18 protein-coding genes are annotated in these 16,588 nt (G+C 69.6%); 4 read left to right on the forward strand and 14 right to left on the reverse strand.

Translation table 11 applies throughout. The features are described from left to right. The first annotated feature begins 388 nt into the window (after positions 1 to 388). A complete protein-coding gene (locus tag H2Q94_RS23435) occupies positions 389 to 526 on the forward strand; it encodes an MFS transporter small subunit (RefSeq protein WP_243796047.1) in 138 nt (45 codons plus the stop codon). Positions 527 to 666: 140 nt separating this feature from the next. Here the strand turns inward: H2Q94_RS23435 and H2Q94_RS23440 are convergent, their stop codons facing one another. Continuing rightward, the gene (locus tag H2Q94_RS23440) at positions 667 to 870 is read right to left on the reverse strand and encodes a cold-shock protein (protein WP_243789337.1); all 204 of its coding nucleotides are present in this window, start codon (positions 868 to 870) and stop codon (positions 667 to 669) included. Between the two features lie 506 nt (positions 871 to 1,376). On the opposite strand from H2Q94_RS23440, the gene H2Q94_RS23445 reads away from it, so the two are divergent. Then, positions 1,377 to 1,790, forward strand: coding sequence for a winged helix-turn-helix transcriptional regulator (locus H2Q94_RS23445; protein ID WP_243789338.1), 414 nt, complete (start codon positions 1,377 to 1,379; stop codon positions 1,788 to 1,790). Here the strand turns inward: H2Q94_RS23445 and H2Q94_RS23450 are convergent. The 10 genes from H2Q94_RS23450 to H2Q94_RS23495 all read right to left on the reverse strand — a co-directional run bounded on the left by H2Q94_RS23450 (position 1,729) and on the right by H2Q94_RS23495 (position 10,902). Continuing rightward, positions 1,729 to 2,604: an alpha/beta fold hydrolase gene (locus H2Q94_RS23450; RefSeq protein ID WP_243789339.1), complete on the reverse strand. Its 876-nt coding sequence runs from the start codon at positions 2,602 to 2,604 to the stop codon at positions 1,729 to 1,731. The two genes, H2Q94_RS23445 and H2Q94_RS23450, sit on opposite strands and share 62 nt — an antisense overlap. 49 nt (positions 2,605 to 2,653) lie before the next feature. Continuing rightward, positions 2,654 to 3,910 carry a beta-ketoacyl-[acyl-carrier-protein] synthase family protein gene (locus tag H2Q94_RS23455; protein ID WP_243789340.1) on the reverse strand — a complete coding sequence of 419 codons (1,257 nt, stop codon included), beginning with the start codon at positions 3,908 to 3,910 and terminating at the stop codon, positions 2,654 to 2,656. Next, on the reverse strand, positions 3,907 to 4,140 hold the full coding sequence (locus H2Q94_RS23460) for an acyl carrier protein (protein WP_243789341.1): 234 nt from the start codon (positions 4,138 to 4,140) through the stop codon (positions 3,907 to 3,909). Before H2Q94_RS23460 ends, H2Q94_RS23455 begins: the two co-directional genes overlap by 4 nt. A gap of 443 nt (positions 4,141 to 4,583) precedes the next feature. After that, on the reverse strand, positions 4,584 to 5,255 hold the full coding sequence (locus tag H2Q94_RS23465; RefSeq protein WP_243789342.1) for a GntR family transcriptional regulator: 672 nt from the start codon (positions 5,253 to 5,255) through the stop codon (positions 4,584 to 4,586). 133 nt (positions 5,256 to 5,388) lie between these two features. Beyond that, a complete protein-coding gene (locus H2Q94_RS23470) occupies positions 5,389 to 5,571 on the reverse strand; it encodes a hypothetical protein (RefSeq protein WP_243789343.1) in 183 nt (60 codons plus the stop codon). A gap of 6 nt (positions 5,572 to 5,577) precedes the next feature. Further along, positions 5,578 to 6,978, reverse strand: a complete 1,401-nt coding sequence (locus tag H2Q94_RS23475; RefSeq protein ID WP_243789344.1) for an MFS transporter — start codon at positions 6,976 to 6,978, stop codon at positions 5,578 to 5,580. Between the two features lie 51 nt (positions 6,979 to 7,029). Continuing rightward, entirely contained in the window at positions 7,030 to 7,920 is an 891-nt protein-coding gene (locus H2Q94_RS23480; RefSeq protein WP_243789345.1) for an amidohydrolase family protein, read from the reverse strand. An 80-nt stretch (positions 7,921 to 8,000) separates the two neighbouring features. Continuing rightward, positions 8,001 to 8,684, reverse strand: coding sequence for a 4-carboxy-4-hydroxy-2-oxoadipate aldolase/oxaloacetate decarboxylase (ligK, locus tag H2Q94_RS23485; RefSeq protein ID WP_243789346.1), 684 nt, complete (start codon positions 8,682 to 8,684; stop codon positions 8,001 to 8,003). Positions 8,685 to 8,713: 29 nt separating this feature from the next. Next, entirely contained in the window at positions 8,714 to 9,739 is a 1,026-nt protein-coding gene (locus H2Q94_RS23490) for an amidohydrolase family protein (protein ID WP_243789347.1), read from the reverse strand. After that, the gene (locus H2Q94_RS23495; RefSeq protein WP_243789348.1) at positions 9,736 to 10,902 is read right to left on the reverse strand and encodes a 4-oxalomesaconate tautomerase; all 1,167 of its coding nucleotides are present in this window, start codon (positions 10,900 to 10,902) and stop codon (positions 9,736 to 9,738) included. The genes H2Q94_RS23490 and H2Q94_RS23495 overlap by 4 nt, the downstream gene beginning before the upstream one ends. Positions 10,903 to 11,365: 463 nt before the next feature. Between H2Q94_RS23495 and H2Q94_RS23500 the strand changes: the two genes are divergently transcribed. Both H2Q94_RS23500 and H2Q94_RS23505 read left to right on the forward strand, forming a co-directional pair. Further along, on the forward strand, positions 11,366 to 11,521 hold the full coding sequence (locus H2Q94_RS23500) for a DUF6131 family protein (RefSeq protein WP_243789349.1): 156 nt from the start codon (positions 11,366 to 11,368) through the stop codon (positions 11,519 to 11,521). 452 nt (positions 11,522 to 11,973) lie between these two features. After that, entirely contained in the window at positions 11,974 to 13,188 is a 1,215-nt protein-coding gene (locus tag H2Q94_RS23505) for an FUSC family protein (RefSeq protein WP_243789350.1), read from the forward strand. Between the two features lie 143 nt (positions 13,189 to 13,331). On the opposite strand, the gene H2Q94_RS23510 is transcribed toward H2Q94_RS23505, so the two are convergent. Genes H2Q94_RS23510 through H2Q94_RS23520 form a run of 3 tightly spaced genes read right to left on the reverse strand, consistent with a single transcriptional unit; the run spans position 13,332 to position 16,371 of the window. Then, positions 13,332 to 14,081: a glycosyltransferase family 2 protein gene (locus H2Q94_RS23510; protein WP_243789351.1), complete on the reverse strand. Its 750-nt coding sequence runs from the start codon at positions 14,079 to 14,081 to the stop codon at positions 13,332 to 13,334. Then, positions 14,078 to 15,364, reverse strand: a complete 1,287-nt coding sequence (locus tag H2Q94_RS23515) for a bifunctional PIG-L family deacetylase/class I SAM-dependent methyltransferase (protein WP_243789352.1) — start codon at positions 15,362 to 15,364, stop codon at positions 14,078 to 14,080. Before H2Q94_RS23515 ends, H2Q94_RS23510 begins: the two co-directional genes overlap by 4 nt. Further along, positions 15,361 to 16,371 carry an acyl-CoA dehydrogenase gene (locus tag H2Q94_RS23520; protein ID WP_243789353.1) on the reverse strand — a complete coding sequence of 337 codons (1,011 nt, stop codon included), beginning with the start codon at positions 16,369 to 16,371 and terminating at the stop codon, positions 15,361 to 15,363. Before H2Q94_RS23520 ends, H2Q94_RS23515 begins: the two co-directional genes overlap by 4 nt. Positions 16,372 to 16,588: the final 217 nt, after the last annotated feature.

Genomic DNA, 16,588 nt, shown 5'->3' on the forward strand with positions numbered 1-16,588 from the left:
CAAGGACGAGACCGAGTCCGAGGCCTCCCAGGACGAGGTGTCCGACAAGGCCGAGGCGTCCAGCGAGACCGAGATCGCCGACTCCGAGGACGAGAAGGCGGACAAGGCCGAGCCGACCGCCGAGACCGAGGCCACCGACTCCGAGGACGAGAAGGCGGACAAGGCCGAGCCGTCCACCGAGACCGAGGCCACCGACTCCGAGGACGAGGTGTCCGACAAGGCCGAGGCGTCCACCGAGACCGAGGAGGACGAGAAGGCCGACGACGCCGTCGCCGACAAGTCCGACGAGGATACCGACGCGGCCACGGGCGAGAAGACCGACGAGTCCGCGGGCGAGAAGGCCACCAGCTCGTCCGGCAAGCAGAGCAGCTGAGGGAACAGGCGAGACATGACCGAGCAGAAGACCACGCCCGAGGGCGGCTTCAAAGTCCGAGCCCTTCTCACCGTGTCCTGGCTGTGGGTGGGCATCCCGTTCGCCCTCGGCGTCTACCAGCTCGTGATCAAGGCAGCGCAGCTGTTCACGTAGCCAACGGCGCCGCGTTGTGAGCGGCCGGAGAACACAATGAGGCCGACCGTCCGATTCGGACGGTCGGCCTCATTAGTCTGTACTTCGATGATCTAGGAGCGAAGCTCCCCGATCATGCGCTCAGTTCGCCGAAAAGGCGATCAGACCACGCGCACGGACTCGGCCTGCGGACCCTTCGGACCCTGCGTGACCTCGTAGGTGACCTGCTGGTTCTCTTCGAGGCTGCGGAAGCCGGCGGCGTCGATCGCCGAGTAGTGCACGAAAACGTCGGGTCCACCCTCGCCCGGCTCGATGAAGCCGAAGCCCTTTTCCGAGTTGAACCACTTCACGGTGCCCTGTGCCATGTCGTTCTCCATCCTGGTAGCTGGTTGGTTCCGGTGCCGGTCCGGCACCAGGGTCGCGGATCTCAGACGGCGACTACTCCAGCTACTCCAAAGACAGCAGCGCGCCCGCATCAGTAATCCTGCGAGCGTGCGAAAACACGAACCCAGAAACAACGACCAGGGCCGATACTACACCTCACGGCGCGGCACGTGGACGACCGGCGACGAAACACCGGCCACAACGAGCCTCGGATGGTCGGCTTTGCTGGGACTTTGCCGATCACACTTCACCCGAACGTGTCACGACTCACATCTTCGGCCCCGGCTGCGGGCCGCCCAGGGCCGCCGCGACTCGAGGGCACCTGGACGTGGAGCCTCATGCGCGAGGCGCTCGACCCGCCCCCGGAGCGGCTCGCCGCGCCGGACGTCGTCCTCGCCGCGCACCTCCACGCAGGCCTGCACCCGGCCGCTTGCCAGGTGGCCGCCCCTCGGGCGCATCCGCCTGCCACTGCGACCACAACTCGTCGATGCAGGCGTGGTGCGTCGAGGAGATCGGATCGGTGCTCCGCCGGGTCGCGCGGCTCGCCCAGAAGCACCGTTTCAACACGCTCCGCCGCCGCATCGACGACATCAGCGAGAAGATGCTCGCCCAGACCGTGCACGCCCTGGAGCACGGCGGCCTGATCGACCGCACCGTGCACAACCGGCTTCCGCCGCACGTCGAGTGCACGCACACCGACCTGGACGTGCGCATCGCCACGAAGCTCGAGGAGCTCGTCGACCTGGTGGAAGCCGAACCGCCCGCGGTCAAATCGGTTCAGGCGGGCTTGGGCCGCAAGCCCCGGAACCGGACATTCGTCCTTTGTGGACGACGAGTGTTCACCGCTGTGCTCCCACAACGCCTCGTGCGGCCGCGGCCGCCTGCACGGGCCGTCCGGTGAAGAACCGCGTCGTCAGGTCGGCCACGGCGTCGGGACGCTCCAGCACGACCCAGTGATCGGACTCGTCGACGGTGACGAAATCACCGTCCTGGAGGCCTGCGGCGAAGTCCCGCTGATGTTCCGGTGAGCTGACCGTGTCGTGCTCCCCGCAGAAGACCAGCGTCGACACACCGGGCAGTCCGCCGGTGAAGGAGAGCCGCCGCGTCACCGAGCGGTCGAGCACGTTCTTCGCGTCGGGCGTGTGCGTGGCGGCCTGCAAAAACGACCGCTTCACGTAGCGGTACGCGAGGTGGCGGCGGTGCACCGGCCTGCTCTCGTCGAGGCAGAGCATCCCTTCGGCGGCGAGCTCCGCGAAATCCTCCAGGTCCCCTGCCACCAGCCGGTCCGTCGCCCGCCGCCAATGGGCGTACTGGGCCTCCGAGATGTGCACGGGCAGGCCGCCGAGCAAGAGCCGCGCGATGCGCTGCGGCCGACGCTGCGCGCAGGTGAAGGCGATGACCGAGCCGTACGAGTAGCCGAAGAGGTTGACGCGCGGAGCACCGAGATCGTCGATGATCCGGTCGACCGCCGTGCACAGGAGCTCGCTGTCGTGCTCCGGCCGGGGCGGGTCGGCGCCGCCCATGCCGGGCAGATCGGCGGTGATCAGGCTGGCGTGCGGCAGGACGTGGTCCTCCATCTGCGGCCAGCCGCGCATCCCCTGCAGAACACCGCCCAGCACGATGACGGGCTCGGTGCACGAGTCGGGCTGTCGCAGCAGCCGGTAGGAGAACGTCAGGCCGTCCAGCGTCAGGTCGCGGATGACTTCTTCAGGCATGGGTTTCCTTCACGTCGGTGGCCGCGGTCGCAGGCGGTTCGACGACTGCTCAGGCGCGGGTGAGCACGAGTGCCGCGTTGTGCCCGCCGAATCCGAGTGCGGTCTTCACCGCGCAGTCCAGCCGCGCAGGCCGGGACTCCTTGGCCACCACCTCGATCGGGATCTCGGGGTCGGGTGATTCCAGGTTGGCCGTGGGCGGGACGAGCTGGTGCTGCAGCGCCAGCACGGTCAGCGCGGTCTCGATGCCGCCCGCCGCACCCAAGGTGTGGCCCGTCATGCCCTTGGTCGAGGTGACGAGCGGGTGCTCGCCGAGCACCTTGTGCAGGATCGTGCCTTCGATGAAGTCGTTCATGACCGTCGAAGTGCCGTGCGCGTTGACGTGCCCCACGTCCTCGCCGGTGACTCCGGCGTCGGCCAGCGCGGTCCGCAGTGCCAGCTCGACGCCGGATCCCTCCGGGTCGGGGGCGACCGGGGCGTAGGCGTCGTTGGACGCGCCGTACCCCGCGACACCGGCCCTGACCCGAGCGCCACGGGAGCGGGCGTGTTCGGGGCGCTCCAGCACGAGCAGGCCCGCGCCCTCGCCGATGACAAAACCGTCGCGGTCGGCGTCGAACGGGCGGCACGCGGCCGCCGGGTTCTCGCACCGGGTGGACAAGGCCCGCAACCGGCACGCGCTCGACACGATCAGCCGGGAGCAGACGGATTCCGCGCCACCGGCGATCGCGATGTCGCAGGCTCCGGAGCGCAGCAGCTGGTGCGCGGTCCCGATCGCGTCGGTGCCCGAGGCGCAGGCCGTGGTCACCGCGAGACTCGGCCCTCGGGCCTGCAGGTCCCGGCAGATGCTGCCTGCGGCGCCGTTGACGGCGGCCAGCGGAGCCAGCTTGGGCGACACCCGGCGGTCGCCCTTCTCCATGAGCGCGGTGTGCTGCTCGTCGTAGAAGGGGAGGCCGCCGTGCGCGGAGCCGATGACGACGGCGACGCGGCTCCCGTCCCAGGTTTCCGGGTCGAGGCCGGCGTCGGCCACCGCTTGCCTGGCCGCGATCACGGCGAGCTGGGAGAAGCGGTCCATCAGGCGCTGAGCGGGCACGTCGAGGTGCGCGTCGACGTCCAGCGCGTCGGCCAGGTACATGAAGTCGCAGGACAGGCCGCTCAGTTCGGCCGGTCTGCGCACTCCGGAGGGCGCGGTGGCCTGGGTGATCTCGCGCCACGTCTCATCGACGCCGACTCCGGCCGCGGTGACCAGGCCCAGGCCGGTCACCGCGGCGGTGCAGGTCTCCTGCGCCGGCGTGCTCGTCCGCGCCGTCATGCGACGGTCCGGTCCCGCACGAGCGCCAGCAGCTGTTCGACGGTGGCCCGGGACGTCAGTTCGGCGTCCTCCAAGTCGAGGTCCAGCCGGTCCTCGATCAGCAGCCGCAGCTCTTCCAACGCCAGTGAATCCATGCCGAGCTGGTGCAGCGGAACTTCGGGACGCACGGAGTGGGGGTCCACTCCGAATTTCTCCTTCAGCAGGGCGGCGACGCTTTCCGTCAATTCCATTGGCGAGCCCCTCGTGGTGTGCGTTGGGAACAGCCGGACAATCCGGTCAAGGCGGCCGCGGATGCGGCGATAGGCGTGCAACCTACCGTGCACAATGGGTCGAACTAAAAGGCGGGTTGAGCCCTCGCCGGTGTATTCACTCGCCACGGCCGGGTGTGGTCGGCCGCAGTTCCGGCTCGCGGGAGTCCGCCGTGGTCACGCCCGGAACGGGGCCTGCCGCTCCCGGCATCTGACTCGATCAGGAAGTGAGCGCGGGGCCGTGCTCACGCTCGTACCATTCGCCGCATTCGCGCCCCGTCAGCAATTTGACCATCACTTGGCAAATTTGCACTAGGTCGCGTAAAGCAACCTTGCCCATTTTGCGGTCGGCACGACGCGGCAATGGGACCGCACCCACCGCGCATGCCCCGGCCGAACAGTTGCTCGGGGCAAGTCGTCGAAAGTCAGACCGCGTTGAAACGCGTTTTGCCGCCCACTTCGGGCAAGGCGTCGATGACGCTGCGCAGGTGCTCGCGCATCGCCTGCTCGGCGGCCGCCGGATCGTTCGCGCAGATCGCCTCGATGATCGCCAGGTGCTGCGGCAGCGACACCGCCGGACGCCCCGGGTGCATGGCCAGCCGGAACTGGTGGCGCACGTTCTGGCCGCGCAGCCTGCCGAGGACCTCGTGCGCCGTCCGCTGCCCGCTGACCCGCAGGACCAGGGAGTGCAGCCGCTTGTTCAGTTCCGAGTAGCCCCACACGTCCCCGCCGGAGACGGCGGTCCGCATCTGCTCGCCGATCTCGCGCAGCTCGGACTTGTCCTCGCCGCTGACGCGTTCGGCGGCGCGCGCCGCGCACAGGCCCTCGACCGCCATGCGGACCTCGGTGATCTCGATGGCCTCCTCCACCGAGACCGCGCGCACCCGCGCGCCGCGGTTCTGGACCCGCTCGACCAGCCCTTCGGTGGTCAGCTGCACCAGCGCGTTGCGCACCGCAGCCCGGCTGGCATCGCACTGCTCGGCGAGTTCGGCCTCCACCAAGCGCTGGTTGGGCGCGAAGTCACCCCTGGTGATGGCCTCGCGGATCACGTCGACCACCGCCGGTGCGGTCGGCTCGTCGCGCTTCGCTGTCGTCACTGGTGCTGCTCCGCCCGATTATTGCTAACAATTTTGTCCACCAATCCTAACGGGCGGCTGCGGCAATGCCTCGCTGCGCCGGTTCACCTCCTGGGACGGCGCAGCTTGATCGTGACGGTCGCCAGCGCCATCATCACCGCTCCGAACAGGCCCATCGCCGCGAACACGGCGAATCCGCGGTCGGCGTGGTCCGCCGCGAGCAGCCCGGCGCTGCCCCGACGCCGAGCGCGGCGGAGACCAGCAGGGCGTCCCCGATCTCGAAGCCGAGCTCGCCCATGATCTTCGGCAGCCACTGGCCCACGCCCTGAACGAGCATCAGTGTTCAGTGGCCGGTGGCGGCCTCGCGCTCGGCGGACTCGGCCCGCAACCGGATCTTGCGAGTGGCCGGGCCGAACAACGCCAGCGCGAGCGCGCCCACGACCCAGGTGCCCGCGATGAAGTAGAAGACGGTCCGGTACCCGTATCCGTTGTAGAGCGCGGCGATGATCAACGGCCCGACGGCGTTGGACAGCCGGCCCAAGCCGTACGAGATCGAGGTGCCCAGCGAACGGCCGCGGGTGTCGTAGAGCTCGGGCGAGTAGGCGTAGGCCAGGGACGTGTAGCCGCGCTCGAACAGGTTGACCATGAAGCCGAACACGACGACCAGCACCGGCACGAAGGTCAACCCGTACATCAGGCCGGACGCCGCGATGATCAGGCCGAACACCACCAGGCACCACTTGCGCTCGAACCGGTCGGTGACCTGCGCGGCCAGGAACGAACCCAGGGGTGCGCCGACCGTGGTGAGGGCGACGAAGAAGATGGAGTCCTCCACGCTGACGCCTTCGGCGGCCAGCAGGGTGGGCGCCCACGAGGAGAAGCCGAAGAACCCGATGGTCTGGGTGATCCACAGCACCGACAGCAGCACGGTCGGGAACAGGAACTTCCGGTCCTTGAGCATCCGCAACCCGGGCTCGACGGCGGAAGGCTGCGCGATCGGTTCCCCGGCGGCGGGCACTTGTCCGTGCTCCGCAACGACTTTCTCCTCCAGTCCACTGAGGACTTCTTCGGCCTCGTCGTGGCGGCCGCGGGATTCCAGCCACTGCGGGGACTCGACGAGTTTGCGCAGGAACAGCAGGAACAGCACTCCCATGGCGCCCCACAGGTAGACCAGGCGCCAGGTCTGCTCCCCCATCGGCACCACGAACGAGGCGATGAGGTTCGTGATCGGAGTGCCGCAGATGCCGATCATGATCACGTAGGCCTGGAACTTCCCGCGCTTCGCCCGCGGGAAGATCTCATTGATGTAGACGACCGCGACCACGGTCATCGCCGACAGCCCGGCGCTGGTCAGGACGCGGAACACGCCCATCGAGGTCATGTCCCACGCGAAGACCGTCGCCAACGACCACACCGAGAACCACACCGTCGTCAGCGTCAGGGTCCGCTTCCGGCCGAAGCGGTCGGCCATGGCTCCGGCCGCGACCGAACCGAGGAACATGCCGACGAACGACAACGAGGTCACATAGGCGATGTGGGTGACGTCCGCGTCCCACTGCTGGCGCACTTTCGGCGCGGTGATGGCGAAGGTGTTGATGTCGGCGAACTCGAAGAAGTAGGCGAACGCCAAAGCGACGATCGTCGTCCGGTGGAACCGGGAGATCGGTAGCCGGTCGAGCCGGTTCGCCGAGTTCACCCGGTTCGCCGAAGCAGCCCGGTCAGCTGAGTTGTCGGAGTGCGGCACTGCGGTCTCCTCATGGGGAGACCGGGCGACGTTGCCCGGTCCTCTGGTGGTTCAGACAGGCTCTTCGGGCCAGTACAGGCGCATCGGGTTGTCCACGAGCAGTGCCTGCCGCTGCTCGGCGGTGACGGCGATCCGGGGAACGTGATCCAGCAGCAGCCCGTCGTCGGGCATGTGGCCGGTCAGGTTCGGGTGCGGCCAGTCGGTGCCCCACAAGACCCGGTCGGGGAACGCTTCGACGGCCCGGCGCGCGAAGGGAACGACGTCGGCGTAGGCATGCCGTTCGCCGTCAACGGCGGGCGGGCCGGTCTTCGACAGGCGTTCGGGGCAGGACACCTTGACCCACGCACCGCTGCGGGCGGCGAAGTCGAGGAATCCGGTGAACTCCGGCCCGTCGGGGTCCTTCGCGACGTCGGGGCGGCCCAGGTGATCCACCACGATCGGAACCGGCAGCGACCGGAAGAACTCCGCCAGACCGGGCAGGTCCTCGGCTTTGAAGTAGAGGACGACGTGCCAGCCCAGCGGCGCGATCTTCCCAGCGATGATCTCCAACGTCCGCGTCGGCACGGTGTCGACCAGCCGCTTGACGAAGTTGAAGCGCACGCCCCGAACCCCCGCCGAGTGCAGGCGGTCGAGCTCGTCGCGCGTGACCTCGGCGCCCACTGCGGCCACACCGCGCGCCCGGCCGCCGGCGGCTCGCAGCGCATCGACCAACGCGCCGTTGTCCTTGCCGTGGCAGGTCGCCTGCACGATCACGTTGCGGGCCAGGCCGAGGTGGTCGCGCAGGGCGAACAGCTGCTCCTTGCCGCCGTCCACCGGCGTGTACTTGCGCTCGGGGGCGAACGGGAACCTGGCGGCGGGCCGAACACGTGGCAGTGCGCGTCGACGGCCCCGGCGGGCGGGACGAACTCGGGACGGCTCGGGTCCGGATGCCAGGGCAGCCATCCAGGGGTGACTTCGGGGGCGGTGCTCATCGGTCTCCTCCTTGCCGTGCGTCGTTGCACCCGAGGCGACGGTTCGGTCCGTCAGTCGAGGTAGGTCAGTCCCAGGGCTTCGAGCTGAGGACGCATGCCGTAGAGGTCCAGGCCGAGCACCCCGTCCTGGAACCGCGCGCGCTTGCCCGCCTCCCCGGCCTCGCGCTTGGCGGCGGCCGCCGCGACCTCGGCGGCCCTGGCCGCGGGCACCACGACGACGCCGTCGGTGTCGGCGACGATGACGTCGCCCGGTTCGACCAGCGCGTTGGCCACCACTACGGGCACGTTGACCGAGCCCAAGGTGGCTTTGACGGTGCCTTTCGCGTTGATGGCGCGGGAGAACACCGGAAAGTCCATCGCGCGCAGCTCATCGACGTCGCGGCAGCCGCCGTCGATGACCAGCCCGGTGGCACCGCGAGCGCGCAGCGAGGTGGCGAGCAGTTCGCCGAAGAAGCCGTCCTCGCATTCGGTGGTGCAGCCGGCCACCAGCACGTCACCGTCCCGGACCTGCTCGGCGGCGACGTGCAGCATCCAGTTGTCCCCCGGCTGCAGCAACACCGTGACGGCCGTCCCGCAGACCCTCGCGCCTGCGTAAACGGGGCGGATGTAGGGGCGCATCAAGCCGATTCGCCCCATGGCCTCGTGGACCGTCGCCACGCCGAATTCCGCGAGGGCCGCTACGGCCTCACGATCGGCACGCTGGACGGCCTGGTGGACGACTCCGAGTTCGTGCACGGTGCGGACTCCTTGCTCGTGAGTGGGGTTCAGCGGCCTTGGGCGGTCAACCGCGCGTCCAGCCGCGGGTACACGCGCCGGGCGTTGCGTTCTTCGACCGCTTCGAGGGTTTCCGTTGTGAGCCCGGCGTTCTCGACGTACCGGCGGGTGTCGTCGAAGTGGTGCCCGGTGCGCGGATCGATGCCGCGCACGGCGCCGACCATCTCCGAGGCGAACAGCACGGACTCGTGCGGGATCACGCCGAGCAGGAGATCGATGCCCGGTTGGTGGTAGACGCAGGTGTCGAAGAAGACGTTGCCCAGCAAGGCTTCCTCCGGTTCCGGCTTGCCCAGTGCCTGCGCCAGCCCTCGGAAACGGCCCCAGTGGTAGGGGACTCCGCCGCCGCCGTGCGGAATCACCAGCCGCAGCCCGGGGAACTCGGTGAACAGGTCCCCTTGCAGCAACTGCATGAACGCGGTCGTGTCGGCGTTGAGGTAGTGCGCGCCGGTGGTGTGGAAGGCCGGATTGCAACTGGTCGACACGTGCACCATCGCGGGCACGTCCAGCTCGACGAGCTTCTCCCAGACCGGATACCAGTGCGGGTCGGTCAACGGCGGCGAGGTCCAGTGCCCGCCGGAAGGATCGGGGTTGATGTTCACCGCGACCGCCCCCAGGTCCCGCACGACCCGTTCGAGCTCGGGGACGACGGTGGCCGGATTCGCGCCGGGCGATTGGGGAAGCATCGCGCCGAACGCGAATCGCTCCGGGTACAGCTCCGCGACCCGGTGGCACAGGTCGTTGCAGATCCGCGCCCAAGCCGAGGAGATCGCGAAGTCCCCGATGTGGTGGGCCATGAACGACGCGCGCGGCGAGAACACCGTCACGTCGATGCCGCGCTCGTCCATCTGCCGGAGCTGGTGGGCCTCGACCGACTCGCGGATCTCGTCGTCGCTGATCACCGGGCCTGCCGGAGCCGGCCGCCGCGACGGGTCGGTCAGCCCGGCGACCTGCGCGTCGCGCCAGCTACCGAGCGGCGCCGGGGCGGTGGTGTAGTGACCGTGCACATCGATGATCACGCGGAGCGCTCCTTCGCGAGGGGATTCCAGAGGGATGCGGGCACGAGGACCTCGCCGGACATCAGCAGGCGCGCGGTGCGCAGCAGCCCAGAGCGGACGACCCGCTGCGGATCGGCGGGATCGAGCCCGAGGGTGACGCTGAACTCGCCTGCGGGATGCTCCACCGAGACGGTCGGCTCGGCGCCGACGGTGGCGACCCGGTGGGCGACGCTTCCTTCGAGCACGCAGGCGGTCGCGGCGGTGACCGCCGCGAGCACACCGATGGACCGATGCGCGACCCGCGGAATGAGACTCCGGGTGGACACGTCGCCGCCGTGTCGCGGCGGCGCCACCAGGGTCATCTTCGGATAGTTCTGGTCCGTGACATCGCCGAGCCCCATGGCGTGGCCGCAGACCAGGCGCAGGGCTTCGACCTTCGCCTTGAGCACGTCATCGCCGTCGATCTCGGCCGGCTCTTCGTAGCCGGTGGCGCCGAGCCGTCCCGCCTCGACGATCACCAGCGGCTGCCCGTTGTCGATCAGCGTCACGTCCACCGATCCGACCTCGGGGACCTCGACGGTGTCGCGCTCGTTCCCGGTGGGCAGCAGGGAACCCGCCACGGAACCGGCGGTGTCGAGGAACCCGATCTCGATCGGCGCGGCACTGCCGGGGACGCCGTCGATCCGCGCCTCACCGGCGTAGTCGACGTGCCTGGTCCCGTCCGGTCCGGCGGGCGTGCGGATCGCGATCTCGGCGACCATGCCGGTGTTGCGGGTCAGCACGCGGGCGGTGGTGCGGTCGGCGGCCGGGACCACCAGGCCGGTCTCGACGGCGAACGGCAGCACCGCGGCGAGCATGTTCCCGCAGTTCGACGTCACGTCGACGCCGGTCCGGCCGGGCTGCACCTGCCCGAACGTCCACTCCACGTCCACCCCCGGGCGCGTGCCCGGACCGACCAGCCCGACCTTGCTGGTCAGCGGGTGCGCTCCCCCGATCCCGTCGATCTGCCGCTCGTCGGGAGACCCGAGCGCGGCCAGCAGCACGGCGTCGCGGGTCGCGACGTCCGCCGGCAGCGTCCGTTCGTCGAAGAACGGACCACGCGAGGTGCCGCCGCGCATGAACAGGCACGGGATCGCGGTCTGCGAACCGCGGCGGTGGGCGAGACCACCGGCATCGACGGGCATGGCGCTCCTCCATCAAGTCGTCGCGAGCACGACGTCCTCCAACTGCTGCCAGGCAACCTAAACTATGAACACGATTGTTAACAATCCTTTGAACCAAATTGCTCGTTGAATTGGCCACGTTGGACCGGCATCACCTTCGCGGGATGCGCGTGCGCGGCCTGCGGGCCGGTGACCTCGGGCAAGGATCAACTCGATGCCGGACGTACGGGGCAGGCGGCGGGAGCGAGCCGAGCTCCGCCGCGAGCCGCTCGGCCCGGCGAAGCCCGTGGGTGATCGCCGGACGGCACGGCGGATCTCGGCTGCGCTCCGCCCGGGCGCAGCCCCGCAAGAGCATGGATCAGAAACCAGGAAAGCCCGCTCACGGCGGTTGTGGGACGAAAGCGCCGTCCGGCCTCGGATTAGAAGACGTTCACGACGGGTAGCAAACGATCAGGACCTTGCCTCACCCGAAGGAGAACTTGACATGATCACCCTCGGCATCATTCTTCTTGTCCTCGGCCTTCTCCTCCAAGTTCCGGTGCTCACCACCATTGGTGGAGTGCTGCTCGTAGCGGGCCTCGTGCTCTTCGTGCTGGGCCGCCTCGGAACGAAGGTCGCAGGACGCAGCCACTGGTTCTGATCCCGATTCGCTGAACGGCCCGAACACACCGCGACAGTTCGTCTCAGAACGAACTACCCGAAAGCCGGGCGGCCGGAATGCACGACCGCTCGGCACCACGAGATGGAAGAGGTGCAAACCCGTTGGGATCGAACAAGAAGCATCGCCTGCGCAGCATCTGGAACAAGATCGTCCCACCCCACGTTCGCGGCGAGGGGACTCCGGGACGCGAACCCGACCCGATGTTCCACACCGGGCCGCGAACTCCCCCGGACTCACCGCGCCGTGGAAAGAAAAAGCCGAAAGCGGACGGATGATCCACGCGAAGTGAGGCAGCAGCGTGTTGTTGTTCGGACAGCGCCCTGCGAGCGGCGCTGACGACGGCTTCGATGGTCCGTCCGGTCCATGTTGGGAGAATCATGGCACCTGGCGACGTGATTCGGCGTGCCCTGAATCACCGCAGCACCAAATCTGTGCAGGTCCGATGGGAGCGGGTGGCGGGTGTGGTGCGGCGGGCGTTCGGTCATGCCGGCCCGGATCGGGATGCGCTGCTGCTGATCGTCAAGAGCGTCGCCGCAGCAACGATGGCCTGGGTGCTGGCGAACAACGTGCTCGGCGCACCGTCGGCGACGTTCGCCCCGTTCACCGCGCTGCTCATGGTGCAGGCGACGATCTCCCAGTCACTGGACCAATCCGCGCGCTACGCCCTCGCGATGGTGTTCGGCGTCGTGCTGGCCGGGTTGATCACACCGGTGCTGGGCGCGGCCACGCTGACCTTCGCCGTGCTGATCTTGATCGCGCTGGTGTTGGGCCGCTGGCGCAAACTCGGCCAGCAAGGACCGCAGGTCGGCGTGGCGGCGCTGTTCGCGTACTCCTCGTTCACCCAGACCGGCGGGCCGTCGTCCGCGAGTTTCGTGTCGCTGGCCAGCATCGCGGGGCTGGTGGTGCTCGGCTGCGGGCTGGGGATCCTCACGAACCTGGTGCTGGTACCGCCGATCCGCTACCGCAACGCCGAGTACGGCATCACCGCGCTGTCGCACTCGCTGTGCGAGCTCCTCACCGACATCGCCGACGGAATCGCAGACGGAGCGCCGACCCGCGATCAAGCCGCGGAGTGGCGGCACCGCGCGGACCAGTTCCCGGCCGCTGCCGCACAGGCGCGCGCCACCGTGGAGCAGGTCGCCGAAACGATGCGGTTCAACCCTCGCCGGTGGTTGCGGCGCTCCTCCTCGTCCTTCACCGGACACCGGGTCGTGATCAACGCGTTGGAACGCGCCGGTGAACAACTGCGCTCCGCCGGCCGGGGATTGACCTCCGCGGTCGACACCTACCACTCGCTGCAGGACGAGCACGACCGCTTCCTCGCCGCGTACAGCTCGATCCTGCGTGAAGTCGGTGAAGCCGCACGCATACTCGGGCAACTGCGCACCACCGCCACCGAGCGGAGCACCGACGAGCTCCGCGACACCACCGATCGGGCCGGCCGCGCCTACGATTCGCTGATCGAGCAGAGCACGAACCAGCGCCTGGACAGCCCCGAGCAGTGGCCCGTCTACGGCGCCCTGCAGACCGACGCGCAGCGGCTCATCGAAGAGTTCCTCCAAGCCCAGCAGAACCTGGACCAGCTCATGCCCGAGCCGGAGGACGCCACGTCGAACTCCGCCGGCCCGCAGCGCACGAATTCATGACGCCGCGCCACGGGCGTGGTGGCAACGGCGCCGGACGAATTCGGCACCTCGCGAGGACGGCCATGGCGCTGAGCAAGGCTGCTTGAGAAGTCGATTCCGCGGTGCGGGAGTCGCCGGGTCTCGCACCCGATCCGCCGCGCGGATCATTCCGGCGGAGCGCCGGAAGAGAGCATCGCTTCATCGCAGGCCAACGTCCGCAACAGATCCGCCAGACCACCCGGTGCGCGGCCGCGAGTGCGACCGCTGGTGCGCACGCGCACATCGTTCGGTTGCCGCACCGCCGCGCCGTGCTCGACCAGGCTCAGCCACAGGCCGTGGTCCTCGCCGGTGGACACGTCGGGAAAACCGCCGACGGCGCGGAAGGCGTCCGCGCGCACGCCGAGGTTGGCCCCGTAGACGTGGGAGTGCGTGAACCGGCCTTCGCCGCACCGGACGTGTTCCTGGTAGCGATGCTGTGCGCGAGCGGTGATCGCGCTGTAGTCCGCCACGTCGGCACGCCCGGCCACCGCATCGGCTCCGCCGAACGCGTGCCGCAGGTGGTCGTCGATCCACGTCGCCGGCACCGTGCTGTCGGCATCGGTGTGCAGCAACCAGAGCCGCTCGGCACGCACGGGTGGCAACAGCGCCATCGCGCACCGGCTACCGAGGTCGCGCACGGCGCCGAGCGATCGTGGCCGGGACTGGGACACCACCGCGAACCGTTCGAACTCACCGGCCAGGTTCCGCGCGCGGTGCTCGGTGCGGTCGGTGCAGCGGTCGGCGACCACGCACACCGACACCGGCAGGCCGCAACGGTGCGCGGCCGCGATGATGCTGCGCACGCAGGCTTCGACGGTCTCCTCCTCGTCGTGCGCCGGAACGACCACCGCGACGGCCTCCACCTCGCCGCTCATCGGCGCCGCAACACGGACACGAGGAAGTCGGCGTCGTCGTAGGACGCCACGGGCAGGAGGTCCGGATGCGCACCGAGCCTGCGGTGCACCTCTGGGCCGTCGTGCGGCGCGTCGTGCGCTCGGTGCCGCCAGTGCACCGCCAGCACGTCGCCTCCGGGGCGCAGTGCACGCAGGCACTCGGTGATGGTCGCGGTGAGCGCGTCGTCGCCGAGGTAGTACAGGATCTCGCTCCACACGAGGAGATCCACCGCCTCGTGCCCGAAGCTCCCCGGCAGCGACCGCTTCTCGAACCGGACCGCCGGGTGGTCGCGGAGCTTGGCGCGGGCGCGCTCCACCGCGGCGCCGTTGGCGTCCGAGGCCAGCACGCGGTCGCACCGGGACGCGAGCAGTCGTGTCAGCTCACCGGTGCCGCAGGCGGGTTCGAGCGCGGTCGCGTACCGAGGTTCGGGCAGGCAGGCCACGGCGAGCCTCTGCTTGCGTCGCTCGTACCAGGAGTGCACGTCCCAAGGTTCGGTGCTCGACTCGTAGAGCTCGGCGAAGCGTTCCCGCGGTGTGCTTGCGCGCGGCTGTGCGAACAGCACTTCGTGCTCCCGGTCGAAATGCGCCAGCACGTCAGCGGGCAAGATCGGGTCCGCACCGTCCGGCCCGGTCTCGGTCTGGGAGGTGAACGCCGCCAGTCCGGCGGCTTTCCGCTCCCGTTGCGCCGGATCCAGCGCATGCGTCGCCGCCCTGCCCCATGGGAATGCCGACGCCGCGCCCTCCATCCGGTGCCACGCCCAGATCGGGTAGCCCCACACCCGCGCCCCTGGAGGTGCCGCGCGGAGCACGGCGCGGCCGACCGCCTGGTGATCGGGGTGCGGGTCCTCGGACCAGGGCGCGAGGCAGACGTCGGCTTCGGCCAGGAGCGGACGCAGCACCTCGACGAGTTCGTCCTCGCACGGCGCGACGTTCGAGTCGGGGAACCCCAGCCAGCACACCGGCGGCTCGTTGATGCCGTACGCCGCCACCGCGGCGTGCAGCTCCCGGCGCCGGGTGTCGGCGAGTTCCCGACGCCCCGGGTCGTCGAGCGCGGGGAAAGCCGCCTCGCCGTCGGTGGCCACGATGAGGTCCAACCGAGTTCCCTGCTCGTGCAGGGTCTGCAGCAGGCCGCTCACGCCGAGGCTTTCGTCGTCGGGGTGCGCCGAGACGACCGCGGCACGGCGCCACCCGCCGGTGTCGAGCCGGGGCGGATCGCGTCGGGCCAGTTCGACGCGCCATTCGTCTTCCGCCGGAACCGAATTCATGAGCCCAGCCCCGAATCGCCATCAAGAGCCTGCTCGCCCCAGTCGGCGAGCTCGCGTTCGGTGCTGTGCTGGCGCACGTAGACCTGCAGGTCGGCGAGACGTCTGGAGAGCTGAGCGTCGCGCGCGAACGCGACGGGGCCGGTGATGCGAGGCGAGAGGTCCAGCGCTTGACGCGCGGCGCTCTCCGCCGCGCAACGGCATCGCCGCGCGAGCGCTCTCGCGGCGGGTGCCGTGGCCGCGTCGATCTCGTCAACGGCACGGGTGAGCACCGCGTCGGCCTGCTCCACGGCCAGCCGCAACGCACCCAATTGCGCCAGCTTGTGCGGATCCGCGCGCGAGGTCCGCAGGTTCGCGACGACCGAATCCCACAGGCCGAGCACACCGCCGAACCACACGGCTCCCACTCCGGCGCCTCCGAGCCAGAAACCGGGGCGCTCGGTGTAGAAGCCCGGCGCGGCGACCACCGACTCCTCGGACCACGGCAGGTCGCGCAGCACGACGTCGAGCGTTTCGGAATCGGCCATGCCCGCCGCCTGCCAGCTACCGGCGACCGGGCGCGCGGTCGCGGGATCGACCGCGATGTCGAGCAGCACGTCGCGGGTGGCGTCTTGCGCCGAGCCGGGACGGGCCACGAGCAGCGCGCGGTCGACCGTGGCGGCGCCCGAGCACATCGGCACCGTGCCAGTGAGCACGCCGCGCGAGTCGTCGGACACCGCCCCTTCTCCTCCCGCCCGGGAGGCCCACACCCCGTAGACGGCGCCCGGCACCGGTTTCCGCCCGGCCTCGTGCAGGATCGCCGCCGCATCGGTGTGCCCTTCCACCAGCCTGGCCAGCGACAGGTCCCGGCGACCGTGCGCGGCCAGCAACGACCACCGCCTGCGGGTGTCGCCTTCCCCCGGGAACGGAAAATCGAGCGCTCCTGCTTCGACCAGTCGGCGCAGCGCGAGTACCGGACGGTCGAATGCACGGCCGATCTCTTCGCCGTTCTCCACCCCGAGCTCCACCATGTTCCTGGCCTCCTTTATCTCGTACGCAGCCATTCCCCATTCACCGCAACCCCAAACGCCACTGCTCGAGATCGGTGGTCGGCTGCTTTCTCAACTACCGAGATGGCCTGGATAGGACTCCGCTGCCATAACCGCTTTCTCACGCTCGAAGTCCCGAACAGAAGTGGCACGACTCGGGAATCGGCAATCGCGGAATTACCCGCTAGGGTCCGGCACA

Origin of the sequence: Saccharopolyspora gloriosae (assembly GCF_022828475.1) — a bacterium.
GTDB lineage: Bacteria > Actinomycetota > Actinomycetes > Mycobacteriales > Pseudonocardiaceae > Saccharopolyspora_C > Saccharopolyspora_C gloriosae_A.

What these genes read in the sequence shown, in the direction of transcription:
- H2Q94_RS23455 (WP_243789340.1), bottom strand. Translation starts at nt 3,910, where the DNA reads ATGACGGCGCGGACGAGCACGCCGGCGCAGGAGACCTGCACCGCCGCG.
- H2Q94_RS23470 (WP_243789343.1), bottom strand. Translation starts at nt 5,571, where the DNA reads ATGCTCGTTCAGGGCGTGGGCCAGTGGCTGCCGAAGATCATGGGCGAG.
- H2Q94_RS23515 (WP_243789352.1), bottom strand. Translation starts at nt 15,364, where the DNA reads ATGAATTCGGTTCCGGCGGAAGACGAATGGCGCGTCGAACTGGCCCGA.
- H2Q94_RS23480 (WP_243789345.1), bottom strand. Translation starts at nt 7,920, where the DNA reads ATGGCTGCCCTGGCATCCGGACCCGAGCCGTCCCGAGTTCGTCCCGCC.
- H2Q94_RS23440 (WP_243789337.1), bottom strand. Translation starts at nt 870, where the DNA reads ATGGCACAGGGCACCGTGAAGTGGTTCAACTCGGAAAAGGGCTTCGGC.
- H2Q94_RS23520 (WP_243789353.1), bottom strand. Translation starts at nt 16,371, where the DNA reads ATGGTGGAGCTCGGGGTGGAGAACGGCGAAGAGATCGGCCGTGCATTC.
- H2Q94_RS23500 (WP_243789349.1), top strand. Translation starts at nt 11,366, where the DNA reads ATGATCACCCTCGGCATCATTCTTCTTGTCCTCGGCCTTCTCCTCCAA.
- H2Q94_RS23510 (WP_243789351.1), bottom strand. Translation starts at nt 14,081, where the DNA reads ATGAGCGGCGAGGTGGAGGCCGTCGCGGTGGTCGTTCCGGCGCACGAC.
- H2Q94_RS23435 (WP_243796047.1), top strand. Translation starts at nt 389, where the DNA reads ATGACCGAGCAGAAGACCACGCCCGAGGGCGGCTTCAAAGTCCGAGCC.
- H2Q94_RS23495 (WP_243789348.1), bottom strand. Translation starts at nt 10,902, where the DNA reads ATGCCCGTCGATGCCGGTGGTCTCGCCCACCGCCGCGGTTCGCAGACC.
- H2Q94_RS23450 (WP_243789339.1), bottom strand. Translation starts at nt 2,604, where the DNA reads ATGCCTGAAGAAGTCATCCGCGACCTGACGCTGGACGGCCTGACGTTC.
- H2Q94_RS23445 (WP_243789338.1), top strand. Translation starts at nt 1,377, where the DNA reads ATGCAGGCGTGGTGCGTCGAGGAGATCGGATCGGTGCTCCGCCGGGTC.
- H2Q94_RS23460 (WP_243789341.1), bottom strand. Translation starts at nt 4,140, where the DNA reads ATGGAATTGACGGAAAGCGTCGCCGCCCTGCTGAAGGAGAAATTCGGA.